The sequence below is a fragment of the uncultured Streptococcus sp. genome (assembly GCF_963518475.1).
Taxonomy (GTDB): Bacteria; Bacillota; Bacilli; order Lactobacillales; family Streptococcaceae; genus Streptococcus.
On record NZ_CAUQJA010000005.1, the window covers coordinates 1 to 18,636 of the forward strand.

Here is an 18,636-nt window from a genome sequence, read left to right on the forward strand (position 1 = left end):
ACTCAAGAGGCTGAAGAGGACGGTTTGCTAAATCGTTAGGTCGGGTAACTGGCGCAAGGGTTCGAATCCCTTATTCTCCGTTTGAATGAGGGTTTATAACTCTCTTTTTTTGTATTTTTAAGAATAGTAGAATAAAAACTTCAGATTTGTAAAACTTAATTGGATTACTTATCTGAAGTTTTTTTGCGCTCTTTGTCAACTGTAGTGGGTTGAAGAAAAGCTAAAATCTTTATATATTGTCGATTTTATGGTTGTGCTAGTTTATTATTACTTCCAACCCTTGAGTGAAATTTCTCCGCTATTTAGCCAGATTTCTTTTCCGTTATCACATTGAACTAAAAGTTTGCCATTTTCTGAGATGTCTTTAGCAAGTCCTTTGTAGTCTTTTTGATCTAGTGTAAAAGTCACTTCTTTTCCTAGAACGAAGGACTGTTTTTTGTATAGGTATAATAGCTCTTCTGCAGGTGTTTCGAAGAAAGCATGCCAGATCTCTATGATTAATTCATTTCTGGTAATAGGTGCTGGTGCTTTAAATAAGCTAGCAGCTTTTTCTTTTAATTCTTGTGGAAAATCATTGATAGTGAAGTTGATTCCTACTCCAATAATGATATCTGTGACTAGGCCTGTTTCTACAGACGTCATTGCCTCAGTAAGGATTCCTCCAATTTTATGATTGTTTAGGTAGATATCATTGACCCATTTTATGTCGATATCTATTAAAGTTAGGTTCTTAATGGCTTTGTAGATAGCTCCTGCTACAAGTAGTGTGTAGGATGGTAATTGGTCATAGGGGAGATTGGGTTTAAGATGGAGTGTCATATAAATGCCACCTTGGGGTGAGTAGAAAGAACGTTGAAAACGGCCTCGGCCAGCTGTTTGATAGGAAGCTAGATAGAGGGTGTTTGCTTCATTTCCTAAATCAATAGCTTCTTTTGCATCGAGTTGTGTTGATATTGTTTCGGGTTTAAAACTGATTTTAATTGGAAGATTTTGTTCTAGAAGTTCTGGAAGAATAAGGTCTCCATTCACCAGTTTATAGCCTTTGTTTTTGATACTATCAATTTCAATGCCTTCTTGTTCTAAACGCTTGATGGCTTTCCAAATTGATGTTCGGGTCAGTGATAGTTCTTCTGCAATCTTTTCTCCGCTGATATAATCGGTTTCTTTAGCTAGAATTTGGTAGACGGCTTGGTAGGATTTCATAGTGTTTCCTTTCTTTAGGAATTGTAAATGATTTAAATATAGTTCGGATAGTTGGTCAAAACCTTATTATATTACTACTATTTTAACATATACCTAGTCTTTACGGTATGATTTTCTTATAGTAAATCTAGTCATTAAGTTTGAGTTTTGAAATATTAATATTTTTGCTCCCTTTTTTACCTAGTAAACGTTTCCTTTGTTTTCAAATTGCTAAAAAAGTGGTACAATATAGGGTAGCTTACTATTATCTGAATCAACTGATTTGGAGAGAAAGGATTCATTTTGAAATCAATAGGCTTTATTGAAAAGCTGAAAGGGTTGTCTAGTAAAGAGCTGATTTTATTGGGAATTATACTGAGTATCTTTTTACCCTTTTATCTTTTTGTAGTTGTATTCTGTTTATATATTATCAGTTTAATTTTCACAGGGGACATGAAAAGTATTCTTCAGAAAATGGGGGAGCATCCGATGCTGCTTCTTTTTCTTGGCTATAGTACTGTTATATCCGTTTTTGCACAAAATTGGATGGGTCTTGTGGCTTCAGTAGGAATTTTTCTATTTACTATTTTCTTTTTGCACTATCAGTCGATTTTATCACATAAATTCTTTCGATTGATTTTGCAGCTCGTCTTGTTTGGTAGCGTCTTGTCAGCTGCTTTTGCGAGTTTAGAACATTTCCAAATTGTGAAGAAATTCAACTATGCTTTTCTTTCACCCAATATGCAGGTGTGGCATCAGAATCGTGCAGAAGTGACCTTCTTTAACCCTAATTATTATGGAATTATTTGTTGTTTCTGTATCATGATTGCTTTCTATCTGTTTACAACGACCAAGTTGAATTGGTTGAAAGTATTCTGTGTGTTTGCAGGCTTTGTTAATCTCTTTGGATTGAACTTTACGCAAAATCGAACTGCCTTTCCTGCTATTATTGCTGGAGCCATTATTTATCTCTTTACGACCATTAAAAACTGGAAGGCCTTTTGGCTTAGTATTGGGGTCTTTGCGATTGGCTTGAGTTTCCTCTTTTCTAGTGATTTGGGAGTTCGGATGGGGACTTTAGACTCTTCTATGGAAGAACGCATTTCTATCTGGGATGCTGGGATGGCCTTGTTTAAGCAAAATCCTTTTTGGGGTGAAGGGCCATTGACCTATATGCACTCGTATCCTCGGATACATGCTCCTTATCATGAACATGCCCACAGTCTTTATATTGATACGATTCTGAGTTACGGAATTGTGGGGACTATTTTACTAGTTTTGTCTTCTGTGTCTCCTGTTCGCTTGATGATGGATATGAGTCAGGAGTCGGGGAAACGCCCGATTATCGGTCTTTATCTGTCTTTCCTTACAGTGGTTGCTGTGCATGGAATCTTTGACTTGGCCCTCTTCTGGATTCAGTCAGGTTTCATTTTCTTGCTAGTTATGTGCAGTATTCTGTTGGAGCATCGAACATTGGTATCGGACATGACGGATTAAGTTTATTAGATTCAAATCTTCTACCTTGGGTGGGAGATTTTTTTGCTAGGAAAAATTATTTCCAAATCGAAATAGTTGACAGTTGGAATGATGAGTGTTACAATTGTTTTATTCATTTCGATATCGAAATAAATTGGAGGTGTTATGAAAGATAGTCATTTGATAGCCCATCATATTCGTTTGTTGAATGGGCGGATTTTTCAAAAGTTACTGAGCCAAGACCCTGAAGCTCTTTATCGGAGTGAACAGGGCAAGATTTTAGCGGTTTTATGGAATAGTGAAACTGGCTGTGCAACTGCGACAGACATTGCGCTTGCGACTGGACTTGCTAATAATACTCTGACGACTATGATAAAAAAGCTTGAGGAACAAAATCTTGTAACTATTAGTCCATGTGGAGAAGATAAGCGTAAGAAGTATTTGATTTTAACAGAGTTGGGGCAGTCTCAGAAAGAAGTGGGGCATCGTGTCAGTCAGAAATTGGATACGATTTTTTACAGAGGATTTTCAGAGGAAGAAATTCGTCAGTTTGAAGCCTTTCAAGAAAGAATTTTGGCTAATCTGAAAGAGGAGGAAAATGAGGTTTAAAATGGAGCAAATTAGCTGTTTATAAGTAAAGGCCACTTTTGACTTTGTTTTCCAACTCTTAGGACAAGGAAACTATGTGGTTAGCTATGGTCAGACTCAGATTGGTGGAGTTGCCTATGCCCAGTACGATATCTTCCGTCTAGAAAACGGGAAAATTGTGGAGCATTGGGACAATAAGGAAGTCATGCCTAAGGTAGAAGACTTGACCAATCGAGGGAAGTTTTAAATTGAGGATACAGAATGATTGAATACAAAAATGTAGCTTTACGTTACACAGAAAAAGATGTCTTGAGAGATGTTAATTTACGGATTGAGAATGGCGAGTTTATGGTTTTAGTTGGGCCATCTGGGTCCGGTAAGACGACCATGATTAAGATGATTAACCGTCTCTTGGAACCGACTGATGGAAATATTTATATGGATGGCAAGCGCATCAAAGACTATGACGAGCGGGATCTTCGTCTTTCTACTGGTTATGTTTTACAGGCTATTGCCCTATTTCCTAATCTAACGGTCGCGGAAAATATTGCCCTGATTCCTGAAATGAAGTGCTGGACTAAGGAAGAAATTGCTCAGAAAACAGAAGAGCTTTTGGCTAAGGTTGGTTTACCAGTGGCTGAGTATGGACATCGACTTCCTAGTGAATTATCTGGTGGAGAACAGCAACGGGTCGGTATTGTTCGTGCTATGATTGGTCAGCCTAAGATTCTCCTCATGGATGAACCTTTTTCAGCCTTGGATGCTATTTCTCGCAAACAGTTGCAGGTTCTGACTAAAGAATTGCATAAAGAGTTTGGGATGACAACGATTTTTGTGACCCATGATACGGATGAAGCTTTGAAATTGGCGGACCGTATTGCTGTCTTGCAGGATGGAGAGATTCGCCAGGTAGCGAATCCCGAGACAATTTTAAAAGCGCCTGCAACAGACTTTGTAGCAGACTTGTTTGGAGGTAGTGTTCATGACTAATTTAATTGCAACTTTTCAGGATCGTTTTAGTGATTGGTTGACAGCTCTATCTCAACATTTGCAGTTGTCACTTTTGACCTTGTTGCTGGCTATCTTTATAGCGATTCCCTTGGCTGTTTATCTTCGCTATCATGAGAAGTTGGCGGATTGGGTTTTGCAGATTGCAGGGATTTTCCAGACCATCCCGTCTCTGGCCCTGTTGGGACTCTTTATCCCCTTGATGGGAATTGGAACCTTGCCGGCTTTGACAGCGTTAGTGATTTATGCGATCTTTCCGATTTTACAAAATACCATCACTGGACTCAAGGGAATTGATCCGAACCTGCAAGAGGCTGGGATTGCCTTTGGGATGACTAGGTGGGAGCGACTCAAGAAGTTTGAAATTCCACTTGCTATGCCTGTTATGATGTCTGGGATTCGGACGGCAGCGGTCTTGATTATCGGTACGGCAACCTTGGCTGCCTTGATTGGTGCGGGAGGACTGGGGTCCTTTATCCTTTTGGGAATTGACCGTAATAATGCCAGTCTGATTTTGATTGGGGCCCTTTCTTCTGCAGTGCTTGCCATTGCCTTTAATTTCCTGCTAAAAGTGATGGAAAAGGCAAAATTGCGGACGATTTTTTCTGGTTTTGCCTTGGTGACAATATTGCTCGGTCTGTCTTATAGTCCAGCTCTCTTGGCTCAAAAAGAGAAAGAAAACTTGGTTATTGCTGGGAAATTGGGTCCAGAACCAGAAATTTTGGCCAATATGTATAAGTTGCTGATTGAAGAAAATACTAGTATGACTGCGACTGTTAAACCGAATTTTGGGAAGACAAGCTTTCTTTATGAAGCTCTGAAAAAAGGCGATATTGACATTTATCCTGAATTTACTGGTACGGTGACTGAAAGTCTACTTCAACCATCACCGAAAGTGAGTCATGAGCCAGATCAGGTTTATCAGGTGGCGCGTGATGGCATTGCCAAACAGGATCATCTAGCCTATCTCAAACCTATGTCTTATCAAAATACCTATGCTGTAGCTGTTCCGAAAAAGATTGCTCAAGAATATGGCTTGAAGACCATTTCGGATTTGAAAAAAGTGGAAGGGCAGTTGAAGGCAGGCTTTACACTTGAGTTTAATGACCGTGAAGATGGAAATAAGGGCTTGCAGTCAATGTATGGTCTCAATCTCAATGTAGCGACCATGGAGCCAGCTCTTCGCTATCAGGCAATTCAGTCAGGCGATATTCAAATTACGGATGCCTATTCGACCGATGCGGAATTGGCGCGTTATGATTTGCAGGTCTTGGAAGATGACAAGCAACTCTTTCCACCTTATCAAGGGGCTCCACTGATGAAAGAAGCTCTTCTCAAGAAACATCCAGAGTTGGAAACAGTTCTCAATAAATTGGCTGGTAAAATTACTGAAAGCCAGATGAGCCAGCTTAACTATCAAGTGGGTGTTGAAGGCAAGTCAGCAGAACAAGTAGCCAAGGAATTTCTACAAGAACAAGGTTTGTTGAAAAAATAGCTTGAAAAGCTAAACTCAACTTGGTTAAACGACTATATAGAAGAATGCTCAGACAATGTTGTCTGGGCTTTTTTGATTGTTGAAAAGATGAAAACTCAGTAGCCTAGAAATAAGGCAACTGAGCTCTACTCTGTATTCAATTTTTAGGAATGAGAAGGTCTAGATAAAACTGGACAACTTCCTGGTATGTAAAGTCTTGTCCTTTTTTGAGCCACCAGGTCAATGTCTCGATAAAGTTGGACACGACCAAGTGTTGGAGGTAAGAAGTAGGCAGATTAGTGTGGGCTTCTTTTAACTCATCAGCCAACATGGGATAGACATGGTGTTCTAGCTCTTTATGGAGTTGACGGAGGAAGTAGTCATTTTTGGAAAATAGCAGACTGGTAACATGGTCCTGGTTTTTCTGAAAATGTAAAAAGATATGTGCGAGGTAGTCCTCGGTAGTAAAGTGTCCTTCCCTTTCAAAGAGATGATGAAAGAGGTAGCGACAGAGCTCATCTAAAAGGAGTTCCTTGCTTTCATAGTGACAGTAAAAAGTAGAACGCCCAACATCTGCTAGGTCAATGATATCCTGAACAGTAGTGGCATCATAGCCTTTGTCGTTCAAAAGTTGTAAAAAAGCTTGATAGATGGCTTTTTTCGTCTTGCTGACTCGACGGTCTCTTTTTGGCATGTAGACACTTGAGACAAACTGTTCAGAACTGAACATGGCTGACAGTTTGCTTCTATCCTTTCTTTGAATTTTATTAGATAATACAAATGAAAGAAGTATGTATATACCCATTATACCAAAGGAGGGAGAGAAATGAGTTCTAAAACATCTATCTGGTTAGCTTTTTTCTTAAATTTAAGCTATGCGATTGTTGAGTTTATCGCAGGAGGAATCTTTGGTTCGAGTGCAGTTCTTGCTGATTCCGTTCATGACTTGGGAGATGCTATAGCCATTGGCATCTCAGCCCTTTTAGAAACAATTTCAAACCGTGAAGAAGATAGACAGTACACCTTGGGTTACAAACGTTTTAGTCTTTTAGGAGCCATGCTAACGGCTGTGATTCTTATGATAGGGTCTGTCCTAGTGATCTTGGAAAATGTCACAAAGATTGTTCAACCGCAACCCGTCAATGAGGAAGGCATCCTCTGGCTGGGAATCATTGCAGTAGCCATTAATGTGCTAGCAAGTCTGGTAGTTCGTAAGGGGAAAACAAAGAACGAGTCAATTCTTAGCCTGCATTTTTTGGAAGACACTCTTGGTTGGTTGGCCGTCATTCTAATGGCGATTATTCTTCGATTTACGGACTGGTATATCCTCGATCCGCTTTTATCACTAGTTATTTCTATCTTTATTCTGTCGAAAGCCATTCCTCGCTTTTGGAGCGCACTGAAAATTTTCCTAGATGCTGTGCCAGAAGGAGTCGAGACAAGTGATTTGGAGAAGGATTTAGAGGCTCTACCCAATGTCAACAGTGTCAATCAACTTAGCATTTGGTCCATGGATGGTCTAGAGAATAATGCTATTGTTCACATTTGTATCAAGGACTGGGAACAGATGATGGAAACCAAAGAAGTGGTGCGTCAATGTTTAGAAGAAAGAGGCGTGCAGAATATCACTATTGAAGTAGATAGCAGTCAAAGCAATCATGCGCAACATAAGCGGAGGGTGAGAGAATTAGAGCAGAAGCATGGGCATCATCATTAGAAAAGCGACCTCGCTAGAGGTCGTTTTGTTATCCTATTCATTCCTTGTACTCTCTCTCAATGTCAATCTGGTTCCCAGCATAGTCAGGCTAGGGATTTTGCGACCGTGGAGTACTTCCTTATTAAGAATATCCATACCTGCTCGCCCCATTTCCTTGGTATAAACGGTGATGCTGGAGAGGGGAGGATAGACTTGCTTGGTCAGACTAGTGTCGTTAAAGGAAATAAGGCTGACACGGTCTGGTAGGCTGATTCCAGCCTCTTGAAGGGAACGGAGGGCGCCGATGGCTAAACTATCACTGGCAGCAAAAAATGCTGGTGGGAGTTGGTCTCCCAAGCTCTGAATGGCTTCCTTCATCAAGTCATAGCCAGACTGGGCAGTAAAGCTTCCTTGAAAGACCAGTTCATCATGATAGATTCCCTTTGCTTGACTGTAGTTCTTAAAATTTTCAAGTCGCTTATCCTGGATGATTTCTTCTTGATCGGTTGTTTCTTCAAGACCTGTTAGAATCCCGATACGATTCAACCCTTGACTGAGGAAATAATCGACAACCTGTTTCATGGCAGTATAAAAGTCCGTAATAATGCAGGTATGTCCCAGGGAAAGTGTATCGCTGTCTAGAAATACAAGAGGTTTTTGGTATTCTTCAAAGGCAGAAATCTGAGCACGGCTAAACTTTCCGATGCAGAGAATCCCAATCACTTCCTCGCTTAGAGTAAAAGGGTGGTCATTGAAATAGCGCAAGATATCATAGTCCAGTTCTTGGGCTCTTTTTTCTATGCCTAGGCGAATCTGGTAGTAGTAGAGGTCATCCAGCTCCCCTTGTTCGCTGACCCATTGGATAATGGCAATCTTTTGCTTGGGTTTGTGGGACTCGCCTGTCTTGAGGTGCTTGGTGTAGCCCAGCTCTTCAGCAACGGTTAAAATACGGTGTCTGGTTTCTTCTGTAACAGATAGGCTCTGGTCGCGATTGAGGACACGAGATACGGTCGCGATAGAGACAGAGGCTAGCTGTGCAATGTCTTTTAAGGTAGCCATAAATCCTCCTTGATTAGATTAGTATATCATATTTTTCTGCTTTTTACCGATAGTTTAGTAAAAATTTAGTAAAAAGGATTGACCTTGGAAAATCCCTTGGATACAATAGAAGAAAACGATTACACGTTAAGGTGACTTAACGGACAGTAAAAGGAGAATTCATATGACACAACATTTTACTGCTGAAACTCTTCGCAAAGATTTTTTTGCTGTTTTTGGTCAAGAAGCAGACCAAACCTTCTTTTCACCAGGTCGTATCAATTTGATTGGTGAGCACACAGACTACAACGGTGGACATGTATTTCCAGCAGCCATTTCCTTAGGAACTTATGGGGCTGCTCGTAAACGTGATGACCAAGTCTTGCGTTTCTACTCAGCTAACTTTGAGGACAAGGGTATTATCGAAGTGCCTCTCGCCGACCTCAAGTTTGAAAAAGAGCACAACTGGACCAACTATCCAAAAGGTGTCCTTCATTTCTTGCAAGAAGCTGGACATGTGATTGACAAAGGTTTTGATTTTTATGTTTATGGGAATATCCCAAATGGTGCTGGTTTGTCTTCTTCAGCATCCCTTGAACTTTTGACAGGAGTCGTGGCAGAGCATCTCTTTGATTTAAAATTAGAGCGTCTCGATTTGGTTAAAATTGGAAAACAAACAGAAAACAACTTTATCGGAGTCAACTCTGGCATTATGGACCAGTTTGCTATCGGTATGGGAGCTGACCAACGTGCTATTTACTTAGATACCAATACTTTAGAATACGACTTGGTGCCACTTGATTTGAAGGACAATGTCGTTGTTATCATGAACACCAACAAACGCCGTGAATTGGCGGACTCTAAATACAATGAACGCCGTGCTGAGTGTGAAAAAGCAGTGGAAGAGTTGCAAGCTGCCTTGGATATTCAGACCTTGGGTGAATTGGACGAGTGGGCCTTTGACCAATATAGCTATCTGATTAAAGATGAAAATCGTTTGAAACGTGCTCGCCATGCTGTGCTTGAAAACCAACGTACCCTTAAAGCGCAAGCAGCCCTTCAAGCAGGAGATTTGGAAACATTTGGTCGTTTGATGAATGCGTCACACGTTTCCCTAGAGCATGACTATGAAGTAACTGGTTTGGAATTGGATACCCTTGTTCACACAGCTTGGAATCAAGAAGGCGTTCTCGGTGCTCGTATGACAGGGGCAGGTTTTGGCGGATGTGCCATTTCCTTGGTGCAAAAAGATGCTGTTGATGCCTTTAAGGAAGCTGTAGGCAAACACTACGAGGAAGTAGTTGGCTACGCTCCAAGTTTCTATATCGCTGAAGTTGCAGGTGGAACTCGCGTCCTTGACTAGTCAAAAGGAGGCTTTATAGTGACCTTAGTAGATAAATTTGTAACACATGTCATTTCTGAAAGTTCATTTGAGGAAATGGATCGAATCTACCTGACCAATTGTGTCTTGGCACAAGTGGGAGACGGTGTTTTGGAAGTTGAGACGGATCTGGATAAATTGATTGACCTCAAGGACCAGCTGGTTGAGGAAGCCGTTCGATTAGAGACGATTGAGGATAGTCAGACTGCGCGTGAAATCCTTGGTGCTGAACTGATGGATTTGGTGACCCCTTGTCCGAGTCAGGTCAATCGTGACTTCTGGGAAACCTATGTCCACTCTCCTGAGCAAGCGATAGAGGATTTTTACCAACTCAGTCAGAAAAATGACTACATCAAACTCAAGGCCATTGCTAAAAATATTGCTTATCGTGTTCCATCTGATTACGGTGAACTTGAAATTACTATCAATCTCTCTAAGCCTGAAAAGGATCCCAAAGAGATTGCGGCAGCCAAGTTGGTGCAAGCTAGTAATTATCCTCAGTGTCAGCTTTGTCTAGAGAATGAGGGCTATCATGGTCGGGTCAACCACCCAGCTCGTAGCAACCACCGTATTATCCGCTTTGAAATGGCGGGTCAGGAGTGGGGGTTCCAGTATTCGCCCTATGCTTACTTTAATGAGCACTGTATTTTCTTAGATGGCCAGCATCGTCCCATGGCCATTAGTCGTCAGAGCTTTGAACGTCTGCTTGCTATCGTAGAGCAGTTTCCAGGATATTTTGCAGGCTCTAATGCCGACCTGCCGATTGTGGGTGGCTCTATTCTGACTCATGATCACTATCAGGGAGGCCGTCACGTATTTCCTATGGAATTGGCTCCTCTGCAAAAGACCTTCCTATTTGCTGGTTTTGAGCAGGTCAAGGCTGGCATTGTCAAATGGCCAATGTCAGTATTGCGTTTGACTTCGGATTCCAAAGAAGATTTGATCAACTTAGCTGACAAGATTTTGCAGGAATGGCGTCAGTATTCGGATCCTAGTGTGCAGATTTTGGCAGAGACAGACGGGAAACCGCATCACACCATTACACCAATTGCTCGTAAACGCGATGGACAGTTTGAGTTGGACTTGGTCTTGAGAGACAATCAGACTTCTGCAGAACATCCTGATGGCATCTATCATCCCCACAAGGATGTTCAACATATCAAGAAGGAAAATATCGGCTTGATTGAGGTCATGGGCTTGGCAATCTTACCACCACGTCTGAAAGAAGAAGTAGAGCAAGTCGCTAGCTATCTTGTAGGAGAAGCTGATACAGTTGCCGATTATCATCAGGAATGGGCAGACCAACTAAAAGCCCAACATTCAGATCTAACGAATAAAGAAAAAGCCCTTGAAATCGTCAAGGACTCTGTTGGTGCTATCTTTGCGCGTGTACTTGAGGATGCAGGAGTCTACAAGCAGACGGAACAAGGACAGGCAGCCTTTATGCGCTTTGTGGAGCAGGTCGGAATTTTGCCAGACTAGGAGCTTTCTCCTTGCACAGTCCTATAAAAAGTAGTATCATAGTGTCGTTTGAAATATCAGGAGGAAACGATGAAAGATTTTCATTTTGACGCTATATCTGCCTTTGAAAATTACGAAATTGAACAAATGAGAGATGGTCACGTTGTGGTGACGACCAAAGTAGTGGACTCGTCTCTCAACTACTATGGCAATGCCCATGGTGGCTATCTCTTTACCCTTTGCGACCAGATCAGCGGTTTGGTGGTCATATCTCTGGGGATTGATGGAGTGACGCTCCAGTCTTCTATCAACTACCTCAAAGCAGGAAAACTCAACGATGTGCTGACCATTAAAGGAGAATGTGTCCATCAAGGTCGCACAACCTGTGTCGTGGATGTCGATATTACCAATCAAGAAGGCAGAAATGTCTGCAAAGCAACCTTTACCATGTTTGTCACAGGCCAACGGTCAGAAGATAGACAGGTAAGGATATAGAGAAACAAAAAAGAGGTTCGCACCTCTTTTTCTTATTTCTTTTTATGATTTAATACGGCATTGAGGACAATGGCAAGTAGGCTGGCTACGACGATTCCGTTTGAGAAGAACATTTGGAAGGCTGTTGGCATGCTGACAAAGAGATTACTGTTGTTGAGTCCAACACCTGCAGCGATGGATACAGCTGCGATAAGGAAGTTATGTTCATTGTTGGCAAAGTCAACGCGGGCGAGGATTTGCATCCCTTGAATCGATACAAAACCAAACATCACCAGCATGGCACCACCGAGGACAGGGCTCGGAATGATTTGGGCAAGGGCGCCAAACTTAGGAAGGAGTCCAAGGAGAACCAAGAAACCAGCTGCGTAGTAGATTGGCAGGCGAGTCTTAATACCTGATAATTTAACCAAACCAACATTTTGTGAAAATCCTGTGTAAGGGAAGGTGTTAAAGATTCCTCCGAGAAGTACGGCCAAACCTTCTGCGCGGTAACCGTTGCGGAGGCGCGTGCTGTCGATTGGATCCTTGGTGATATCAGACAAGGCCAGGTAAACACCAGTTGACTCAACCATAGACACCGTTGCGATGATACACATCATGACAATAGATGAGATTTCAAAGGTTGGCATCCCAAAGTAGAGTGGAGTTGGTACATGGACAAGCGGTGCTGCTGCAACAGGAGAGAAGTCAACTAAGCCCATGCTAGCAGCAATGGCAGTTCCAACAACTAGACCAATCAAAATGGAGATAGACTTGATAAATCCTTTGGTAAAGATGTTAATCAAGAGGATAATCACAACAGTGATAGCTGCAAGCAAGAGACTTTGACCAGTTGGCTCTGGAACGTTATTTCCCATATTTCCAATAGCGACAGGAATCAAGGTTAAACCAATCGTGGTAATAACAGATCCTGTTACGATAGATGGGAAGAGATTGGCCACTTTTGAGAAGATGCCTGAAACAAGAACCACGTAAATCCCTGATGCGATAAGGGCACCAAACATAGCGCCACTTCCATGGCTTTGCCCAATCATAATCAAGGGAGCGACGGATTGGAAGGCAACTCCAAGAACGACTGGGAGTCCAATACCAAAGTATTTGTTGAGTTGGAGTTGAAGGAAGGTTGCCACCCCACACATGAAGATATCTGTGGAAATCAGGTAGGTCAACTGCTCAGTTGAATAGCCAAGGGCTGTCGCAATCATGATAGGAACCAGGATGGATCCTGAGTACATGGCTAGTAAGTGTTGCAAGCCAAGAACGGCTGCTTGCGAGTGTTTTTCTTGAGTTTGCATTAGAGATCTGCCTCCTTAAAAATAACTTGACCATTTTTAAAACGATCCAAACGAGCGAGTGATAGGACAGGATAGCCTGCTTTTTCAAGCAAATCACGACCATCTTGGAAGGATTTTTCAATCACGATACCGATCGCTTCGACTCTTGCACCGGCTTGTTCGATGATTTGAATCAAGCCTTTAGCCGCTTGGCCATTAGCAAGGAAATCGTCAATAATCAAGACCTTGTCCTCGGGTGAGAGGAATTTTCCAGCGATGGAAACGGTGCTAGTCACCTGCTTGGTAAAGGAGTAGACTTCGGCAGTTAAGATACCTTCGTTCATGGTAATGTTTTTAGCTTTTTTAGCGAAAATCATGGGTACATTCAAGGCTTCAGCTGTAAAAACGGCTGGGGCAATGCCTGACGCTTCAATGGTCACGACCTTGGTAATGCCAGTAGTAGCGAATTTTTCCGCAAAAACCTTACCAATCTCTCGCATCAAGCTAAAGTCAACTTGGTGGGTTAAAAAGGAATCCACCTTGAGGATGTTGTCACCCAAGATATGCCCATCCTTGAGGATGCGCTCTTCTAATAATTTCATAAGACCTCCTAAAGTCTAAAAGCCAATCCATTTGCTTGTTCCAGATTCCTATCAAGTAAAAACTGATAGAAAAAAGACCTACTTAATCTCTAAGTAAGTCCCCAAAATAGGCATGGCAAAAAAGACCATCCCCTCAAGCTGACTTACTTATTGTTAGGTGTTCCGGCACCTTGTAGAAACGTCGTGCCAATTCACGACATAAACAAGTAAAATGATATTCAATTTTAAATAGGCTTGAGCCAATGTTTTTATTTTACACTAAATAACTTTAGAAATCAAATGTTTTGTTAGTGTTTTGCTTTAAAAAACGAACAAATATAATAAGAATAGGGAAAAATTAACTTATTGGCTAACATTTAGAAGGTTTTTCCATCATAAAAGGGCATATTATTAGGTTTTTAAACACCTGACAATATGCCTTTTTCTAATTTTAAAGACTTTTTCCCAATCTTTATTATTCTACTCGCTAAATCTTAAAAAATAACCATCTGGATCCAAAACTGCAAATTCATGGGGATATATAAAGCTATCTCCTACTCGAAATTCTCTTTTTGTCAGGGGACGATGGATGGGATAGTCAGCTTCCAGCAGTTTTTGGTGGAGCTGAGGAACATCTGCAATGCCAAAGGAAATATTGACACCGCGCCCGAAAGGATAGGTTAGTTGGGCTAATTCTTCTGTGCTGCCTTCTTCTAGCATAAGTTGGCAGTCTTCAAGCGAGAGGAAGAGAAATTTTTCCTCTGGACGCTCGTATTCGACAGAAAATCCCAGCAAGTCGCAGTAGAAGTGGCGTGACTTTTCGAGGTCAGATACTACAAATTCAGGAATGACAGCTTGATAGTCCATTAGCTTTCTCCTTAGAGTTCAATCTCCATGACAATGGGTGTGTGGTCTTGGCGCGCACCGGAGTCAATCATATCAGACTTGGTTACCTTGTCAGCCACGCGGTTGCTTGTCAGCCAGTAGTCGATTCTCCAGCCTGTATTATTGATTTTAGAAGTCTTGCTGCGTTGTGCCCACCAAGTGTAGCGTTCTGGAACATCGCCGTGAATGTGGCGGAAGGTATCCGTAAATCCAGTTGCCAAGAGGTTGGTAAATCCAGCACGTTCCTCGTCGGTAAATCCAGGTGAACGGCGGTTGCTAGCAGGATTTGCAAGGTCGATCTCATTGTGGGCTACGTTATAGTCACCGGTCGCAAGGACTGGTTTTTCTTTGTCTAGTTCAGCCAAGTACTCAGCATATTTGACATCCCAGACTTGACGTTCTTCCAAGCGTTTGAGTCCATCTCCAGCATTTGGTGTGTAAACTTGGGTAACGAAAAATTTATCAAATTCTAGAGTGATGATACGACCTTCCAAGTCCATGGTAGAAGGGGCACCGATTTCTGGGAAGCTGATAGTTGGCGTAAGTTCTTTCTTATAGAGGAACATGGTTCCAGCATAGCCTTTACGGGCAGGTTCTTGGGAAGAGCGCCACGTGTTTTCGTAACCTGGGAAGAGTTCCTCTAAAATTTCCAAGTGTTTCTTTGTAGGACCCTTGGCAGAAAGCTTGGTTTCTTGGATAGCAATGATATCAGCATTTTCAGCGACCAAAGTTTGTAGTACTTCTTGGGACAATTTGGCACGAGTTGAGTCACTAGTTAGGGCAGCATTGAGGGAATCAATATTCCATGAGATGAGTTTCATAAAGTTACCTTTTTCATTCAGATTATAGATTTTATTATACCAAAAAAAGGTCCATTTCCCCAACGTATGGCTTGAAAAATTACTCTTTAGACTTTATCCTGAGAAAATAAAAATCCCCTAAACTATTTAGAAAAAAATCTAAATAGTTATTGTATTTAGAATGGAAAGGTGTATAATGTTATTTAGAAAAACATCTAAATAGAAAGTGAAGTGTACAAATATGTCAAATAAGAGAACAATCCTTCTTTTTGTAGTCTTTTCTTATGGCCTTGCTTGGATAATATGGTTGGCACTATGGCTAAGTGGTGTTGGTCTAAATTCTCCATGGAGTCAACTTGCTAGTATTGTAGCCATGTGGATGCCTGCGCTTGCAGTCTTTCTCTTAGGGAAAATCACGAATCAACCTAGTGGAATCAAATCTAAATTAGTTGTGAATCTCAAGAGGAACTGGCACTTTTACTTACTAGCTATCTGGTTACCAGCAGTCATCAGTTTTTTAGGAGCGGGACTTTATTTTCTTGTATTTCCTAGCAATTTCAGCCTTGGTTTTGAATCTATTCAAGCTATTTTACAAGAAAAAGGAGTCCTTCAATCACCGTTCCCCTTATCTTTCTTGGCCTTGATTCAAATCCTAGCTAGTTTGACCTACGCTCCTTTTCTTAATAGTTTCTTTGCATTGGGAGAGGAAATTGGTTGGCGTGGCTATCTTTACCCAGCTCTAAGAGGACGCTTTTCACTAGTCCAGACTCATGTCTTGCTTGGTCTCATTTGGAGTCTTTGGCATCTACCAATCAATTTGCAAGGCTATAATTATGGACTATCTTATTTTTCTTATCCCGTTTTGGGAGTTGTTGCTATGTTTCTATTTTGTTTTAGCCTAGGAATATTGTTGAGCTGGTTGTTGGAAAAGACAGGTTCTATCTGGGCTTCTGCCCTATTTCATGGGGCAATCAATGCAACTGCAGGTCTTGGGTTACTCTTCCAATTACCAGGAGAAAAAGTTTCAAGCCTCTTGATTTTAGGCCCATCACCGACCGGAATGCTATCAGTTCTACCTTGCTTATTCCTAGCCCTACTAATATTACAAAGGGAAAGGAGTCATTATGAGTTTTGCAAATAGTTTTAAAGCTTTATCTCATCCAGTTAGGAGAGAGATTTTAAATTTACTCAAAGCAGGTAGATTATCTGCAGGAGAAATTGCCAGTCAATTCGAGTTGACAGGTGCAACTATTTCACACCATCTCACGATTTTGAAAGCAGCGGATTTGATTCATGAAATGAAAGAAAAAAACTTTATTTATTATGAGTTAAATACATCGGTTTTAGAGGATATAATGGTTTGGCTAGCAGATCTGAAAGGAGATCATTTTGATGAAGATAAAAATCAATAAGAAATTGGTATTATTTACGAGCATTCTCATCCTACTACCTTCCCTTGTAGGTTGTGTTTTCTGGAATCAATTACCAGAGGAGATACCCACTCATTTTAATTTACTGGGTCAAGCAGATGGCTACAATCATAAAATGTCTGCTATCTTTGGATTACCTACTCTCATGCTTTTGATGCATTGGTTGCTTCTATTTTTAATGATTAAGGATCCTAAATCTAGCAATATCAGTTCAAAAATACAAGTTTTGATTTACTGGATTATACCTTTTGTATCTTGTCTATTAATGATTTCTATCTTCGGAGAATCTTTGGGTTATTCCATGATGAGTGGGCTACTAGCTCAGATTTTTATGGGAATCGTGATGATCGTAATTGGAAATTATCTACCAAAAACACACCGAAATTATATAATCGGTATTCGACTACCGTGGACCTTGGAGAATGATGAAAACTGGAGAAAAACGCATCGCCTAGCTGGAAAACTTTGGGTATTAGGAGGATTGTTGTTGTTTCTAAATTCCTTTGTGCAACTATATGTTTACTGGGTATTCTTCTTGACACTTTTCTTTGTAGTGATAATTCCTAGTGTCTATTCTTATCAATTATCAAAATCAGAATCTTGAAATAGCTACTGGAGTCATTAGTTAGAGAAGTTGGTCTGATATGTCTATTTCCCCAACGTATGGTTTGAAAAATCACCCTCTTTCGTTTATAATTAAGAATGATTTTATGAAAGGGAGTGAAAATAAATGAAATTTTACTCATATGACTATGTGCTTAGCCAAATCAGTCAGCAAAATGGCATCATGATTGGCTTTGGGATTGTTCTCCTAGTTATCACAGGATTTTTTGCCTTTAAGGCCTATCGAGATAAAAAGGGGACTAAGTTTCGGGAATTGGTCATGATTTTGGCTTTGACCTTAGTGGCCATGCTTTTGGTGACAATTTCAAAATACCAGACCAATCAAGCCTCTAACAATCAATTTCAAACCTCCCTTCATTTCATAGAGGTTATTTCTAAAGACTTGGGAGTGGATAAATCAGAAGTCTATGTCAATACTTCAGCTGCCACTGATGGAGCGCTTGTCAAGGTAGGTCCAAATATCTACCGTGCCATGAACGGGAGCCAACCAGACAAGTATCTTTTAGAGAAATTAGAATTGCATCAAACAGACGCTATTGAATTGGTGGAGGTAAACAAATGACACTCAACTATATGGAAATTTTAATCAAACTGGCCTTGGGTCTTTTCTCTCTTGTTTTTGTTATCAATGTGACAGGAAAGGGGAATCTGGCACCTAACTCTGCGACAGACCAAATTCAGAACTATGTTCTTGGTGGTATCATCGGTGGGGTGATTTACAATAGTTCTATCAGTATTCTCCAGTATGCAGTGATTCTGATGATGTGGACGATTTTGGTCTTGACCCTCAAGTGGCTCAATAACAATGTTCGTTTTGTCAAACGCTTGATTGATGGAAAACCAACTCTCCTCATCAAAAATGGGCAGATTGACCCAGAAGCCTGTCGTTCAGTTGGTTTGTCTGCGGCAGATGTTGCTCTCAAACTTCGTAGCCAAGGGATTTTCCAGATGAAACAAGTCAAACGAGCTGTGCAGGAGCAAAATGGCCAACTCATCGTGGTCCAAATGGGAGATGAAAATCCTAAGTATCCAGTTGTGACTGACGGTGTGATCCAAGTCGATGTCTTGGAAACGATTGGCCGTAGCGAAGAGTGGCTGCTTGATAATCTCAGCAAACAAGGACATGACAATGTAGCCAATATCTTTATCGCTGAGTATGACAAGGGTGCGGTCACAGTCGTAACCTATGAATAAGAAAAACCTGGGGTCTTGGCCTCAGGTTTCTATTTGCAATCAGAAAGGG

General features: G+C 41.1%; 20 protein-coding genes, 1 tRNA gene, 1 pseudogene and 1 riboswitch. Of the genes and pseudogenes, 15 read left to right on the forward strand and 7 right to left on the reverse strand.

Annotated features, from left to right (window positions below):
• Window positions 1–77: transfer RNA gene (locus tag RYK12_RS02805), tRNA-Ser, on the forward strand.
• Between the two features lie 190 nt (window positions 78–267).
• On the opposite strand, the gene birA is transcribed toward RYK12_RS02805, so the two are convergent.
• Window positions 268–1,203 carry a bifunctional biotin--[acetyl-CoA-carboxylase] ligase/biotin operon repressor BirA gene (gene birA / locus RYK12_RS02810; protein WP_314846791.1) on the reverse strand — a complete coding sequence of 312 codons (936 nt, stop codon included), beginning with the start codon at window positions 1,201–1,203 and terminating at the stop codon, window positions 268–270.
• A gap of 282 nt (window positions 1,204–1,485) precedes the next feature.
• Between birA and RYK12_RS02815 the strand changes: the two genes are divergently transcribed.
• The 5 genes and pseudogenes from RYK12_RS02815 to RYK12_RS02835 all read left to right on the forward strand — a co-directional run bounded on the left by RYK12_RS02815 (window position 1,486) and on the right by RYK12_RS02835 (window position 5,749).
• Window positions 1,486–2,679: an O-antigen ligase gene (locus RYK12_RS02815; protein WP_314846793.1), complete on the forward strand. Its 1,194-nt coding sequence runs from the start codon at window positions 1,486–1,488 to the stop codon at window positions 2,677–2,679.
• A gap of 144 nt (window positions 2,680–2,823) precedes the next feature.
• Window positions 2,824–3,267 (forward strand): MarR family transcriptional regulator, encoded by a 444-nt coding sequence (locus tag RYK12_RS02820; RefSeq protein WP_314846795.1) that lies wholly within the window; start codon window positions 2,824–2,826, stop codon window positions 3,265–3,267.
• A gap of 34 nt (window positions 3,268–3,301) precedes the next feature.
• Window positions 3,302–3,493 (forward strand): annotated as a pseudogene (locus RYK12_RS02825) (polyketide cyclase); the annotation flags it as partial.
• Between the two features lie 14 nt (window positions 3,494–3,507).
• A complete protein-coding gene (locus RYK12_RS02830) occupies window positions 3,508–4,236 on the forward strand; it encodes an ABC transporter ATP-binding protein (RefSeq protein WP_314846797.1) in 729 nt (242 codons plus the stop codon).
• A complete protein-coding gene (locus tag RYK12_RS02835; protein WP_314846799.1) occupies window positions 4,229–5,749 on the forward strand; it encodes an ABC transporter permease/substrate-binding protein in 1,521 nt (506 codons plus the stop codon). Before RYK12_RS02830 ends, RYK12_RS02835 begins: the two co-directional genes overlap by 8 nt.
• 136 nt (window positions 5,750–5,885) lie before the next feature.
• Here the strand turns inward: RYK12_RS02835 and RYK12_RS02840 are convergent, their stop codons facing one another.
• Window positions 5,886–6,422 carry a TetR/AcrR family transcriptional regulator gene (locus RYK12_RS02840; protein WP_004235331.1) on the reverse strand — a complete coding sequence of 179 codons (537 nt, stop codon included), beginning with the start codon at window positions 6,420–6,422 and terminating at the stop codon, window positions 5,886–5,888.
• A gap of 132 nt (window positions 6,423–6,554) precedes the next feature.
• Between RYK12_RS02840 and RYK12_RS02845 the strand changes: the two genes are divergently transcribed.
• On the forward strand, window positions 6,555–7,445 hold the full coding sequence (locus RYK12_RS02845) for a cation diffusion facilitator family transporter (RefSeq protein WP_314846801.1): 891 nt from the start codon (window positions 6,555–6,557) through the stop codon (window positions 7,443–7,445).
• A 33-nt stretch (window positions 7,446–7,478) separates the two neighbouring features.
• Here the strand turns inward: RYK12_RS02845 and galR are convergent, their stop codons facing one another.
• Window positions 7,479–8,483, reverse strand: a complete 1,005-nt coding sequence (gene galR, locus RYK12_RS02850) for a DNA-binding transcriptional regulator GalR (protein ID WP_314846802.1) — start codon at window positions 8,481–8,483, stop codon at window positions 7,479–7,481.
• A 163-nt stretch (window positions 8,484–8,646) separates the two neighbouring features.
• On the opposite strand from galR, the gene RYK12_RS02855 reads away from it, so the two are divergent.
• From RYK12_RS02855 to RYK12_RS02865, 3 genes are all read left to right on the forward strand, one after another.
• The gene (locus RYK12_RS02855) at window positions 8,647–9,825 is read left to right on the forward strand and encodes a galactokinase (protein WP_314846804.1); all 1,179 of its coding nucleotides are present in this window, start codon (window positions 8,647–8,649) and stop codon (window positions 9,823–9,825) included.
• A gap of 18 nt (window positions 9,826–9,843) precedes the next feature.
• Window positions 9,844–11,325 (forward strand): UDP-glucose--hexose-1-phosphate uridylyltransferase, encoded by a 1,482-nt coding sequence (locus RYK12_RS02860; protein ID WP_314846806.1) that lies wholly within the window; start codon window positions 9,844–9,846, stop codon window positions 11,323–11,325.
• A gap of 69 nt (window positions 11,326–11,394) precedes the next feature.
• Window positions 11,395–11,799, forward strand: coding sequence for a PaaI family thioesterase (locus tag RYK12_RS02865; protein WP_314846807.1), 405 nt, complete (start codon window positions 11,395–11,397; stop codon window positions 11,797–11,799).
• A gap of 32 nt (window positions 11,800–11,831) precedes the next feature.
• Here the strand turns inward: RYK12_RS02865 and RYK12_RS02870 are convergent, their stop codons facing one another.
• The 4 genes from RYK12_RS02870 to RYK12_RS02885 form a co-directional block, all read right to left on the reverse strand.
• Complete coding sequence (locus RYK12_RS02870; protein ID WP_061391223.1) at window positions 11,832–13,094, reverse strand: nucleobase:cation symporter-2 family protein; 1,263 nt, start codon at window positions 13,092–13,094, stop codon at window positions 11,832–11,834.
• Window positions 13,094–13,675, reverse strand: a complete 582-nt coding sequence (locus RYK12_RS02875) for a xanthine phosphoribosyltransferase (protein WP_314846812.1) — start codon at window positions 13,673–13,675, stop codon at window positions 13,094–13,096. The genes RYK12_RS02870 and RYK12_RS02875 overlap by 1 nt, the downstream gene beginning before the upstream one ends.
• Before the next feature lie 130 nt (window positions 13,676–13,805).
• A riboswitch (purine riboswitch) is annotated at window positions 13,806–13,901 on the reverse strand.
• A gap of 233 nt (window positions 13,902–14,134) precedes the next feature.
• Window positions 14,135–14,521, reverse strand: coding sequence for a VOC family protein (locus RYK12_RS02880; protein ID WP_084861690.1), 387 nt, complete (start codon window positions 14,519–14,521; stop codon window positions 14,135–14,137).
• Between the two features lie 11 nt (window positions 14,522–14,532).
• Window positions 14,533–15,360, reverse strand: coding sequence for an exodeoxyribonuclease III (locus tag RYK12_RS02885; protein ID WP_314846815.1), 828 nt, complete (start codon window positions 15,358–15,360; stop codon window positions 14,533–14,535).
• A gap of 220 nt (window positions 15,361–15,580) precedes the next feature.
• Here RYK12_RS02885 and RYK12_RS02890 point away from each other — a divergent pair, with 220 nt between their 5' ends.
• The 5 genes from RYK12_RS02890 to RYK12_RS02910 all read left to right on the forward strand — a co-directional run bounded on the left by RYK12_RS02890 (window position 15,581) and on the right by RYK12_RS02910 (window position 18,587).
• The gene (locus tag RYK12_RS02890; protein ID WP_247930663.1) at window positions 15,581–16,480 is read left to right on the forward strand and encodes a CPBP family intramembrane glutamic endopeptidase; all 900 of its coding nucleotides are present in this window, start codon (window positions 15,581–15,583) and stop codon (window positions 16,478–16,480) included.
• Entirely contained in the window at window positions 16,464–16,751 is a 288-nt protein-coding gene (locus RYK12_RS02895; protein WP_000006509.1) for an autorepressor SdpR family transcription factor, read from the forward strand. The genes RYK12_RS02890 and RYK12_RS02895 overlap by 17 nt, the downstream gene beginning before the upstream one ends.
• A complete protein-coding gene (locus tag RYK12_RS02900; RefSeq protein WP_125442989.1) occupies window positions 16,732–17,373 on the forward strand; it encodes an SdpI family protein in 642 nt (213 codons plus the stop codon). Before RYK12_RS02895 ends, RYK12_RS02900 begins: the two co-directional genes overlap by 20 nt.
• A gap of 126 nt (window positions 17,374–17,499) precedes the next feature.
• Window positions 17,500–17,955, forward strand: coding sequence for a DUF3290 family protein (locus RYK12_RS02905; RefSeq protein ID WP_314846823.1), 456 nt, complete (start codon window positions 17,500–17,502; stop codon window positions 17,953–17,955).
• The gene (locus RYK12_RS02910) at window positions 17,952–18,587 is read left to right on the forward strand and encodes a DUF421 domain-containing protein (RefSeq protein WP_314007267.1); all 636 of its coding nucleotides are present in this window, start codon (window positions 17,952–17,954) and stop codon (window positions 18,585–18,587) included. Before RYK12_RS02905 ends, RYK12_RS02910 begins: the two co-directional genes overlap by 4 nt.
• The last annotated feature ends 49 nt before the right edge of the window (window positions 18,588–18,636 follow it).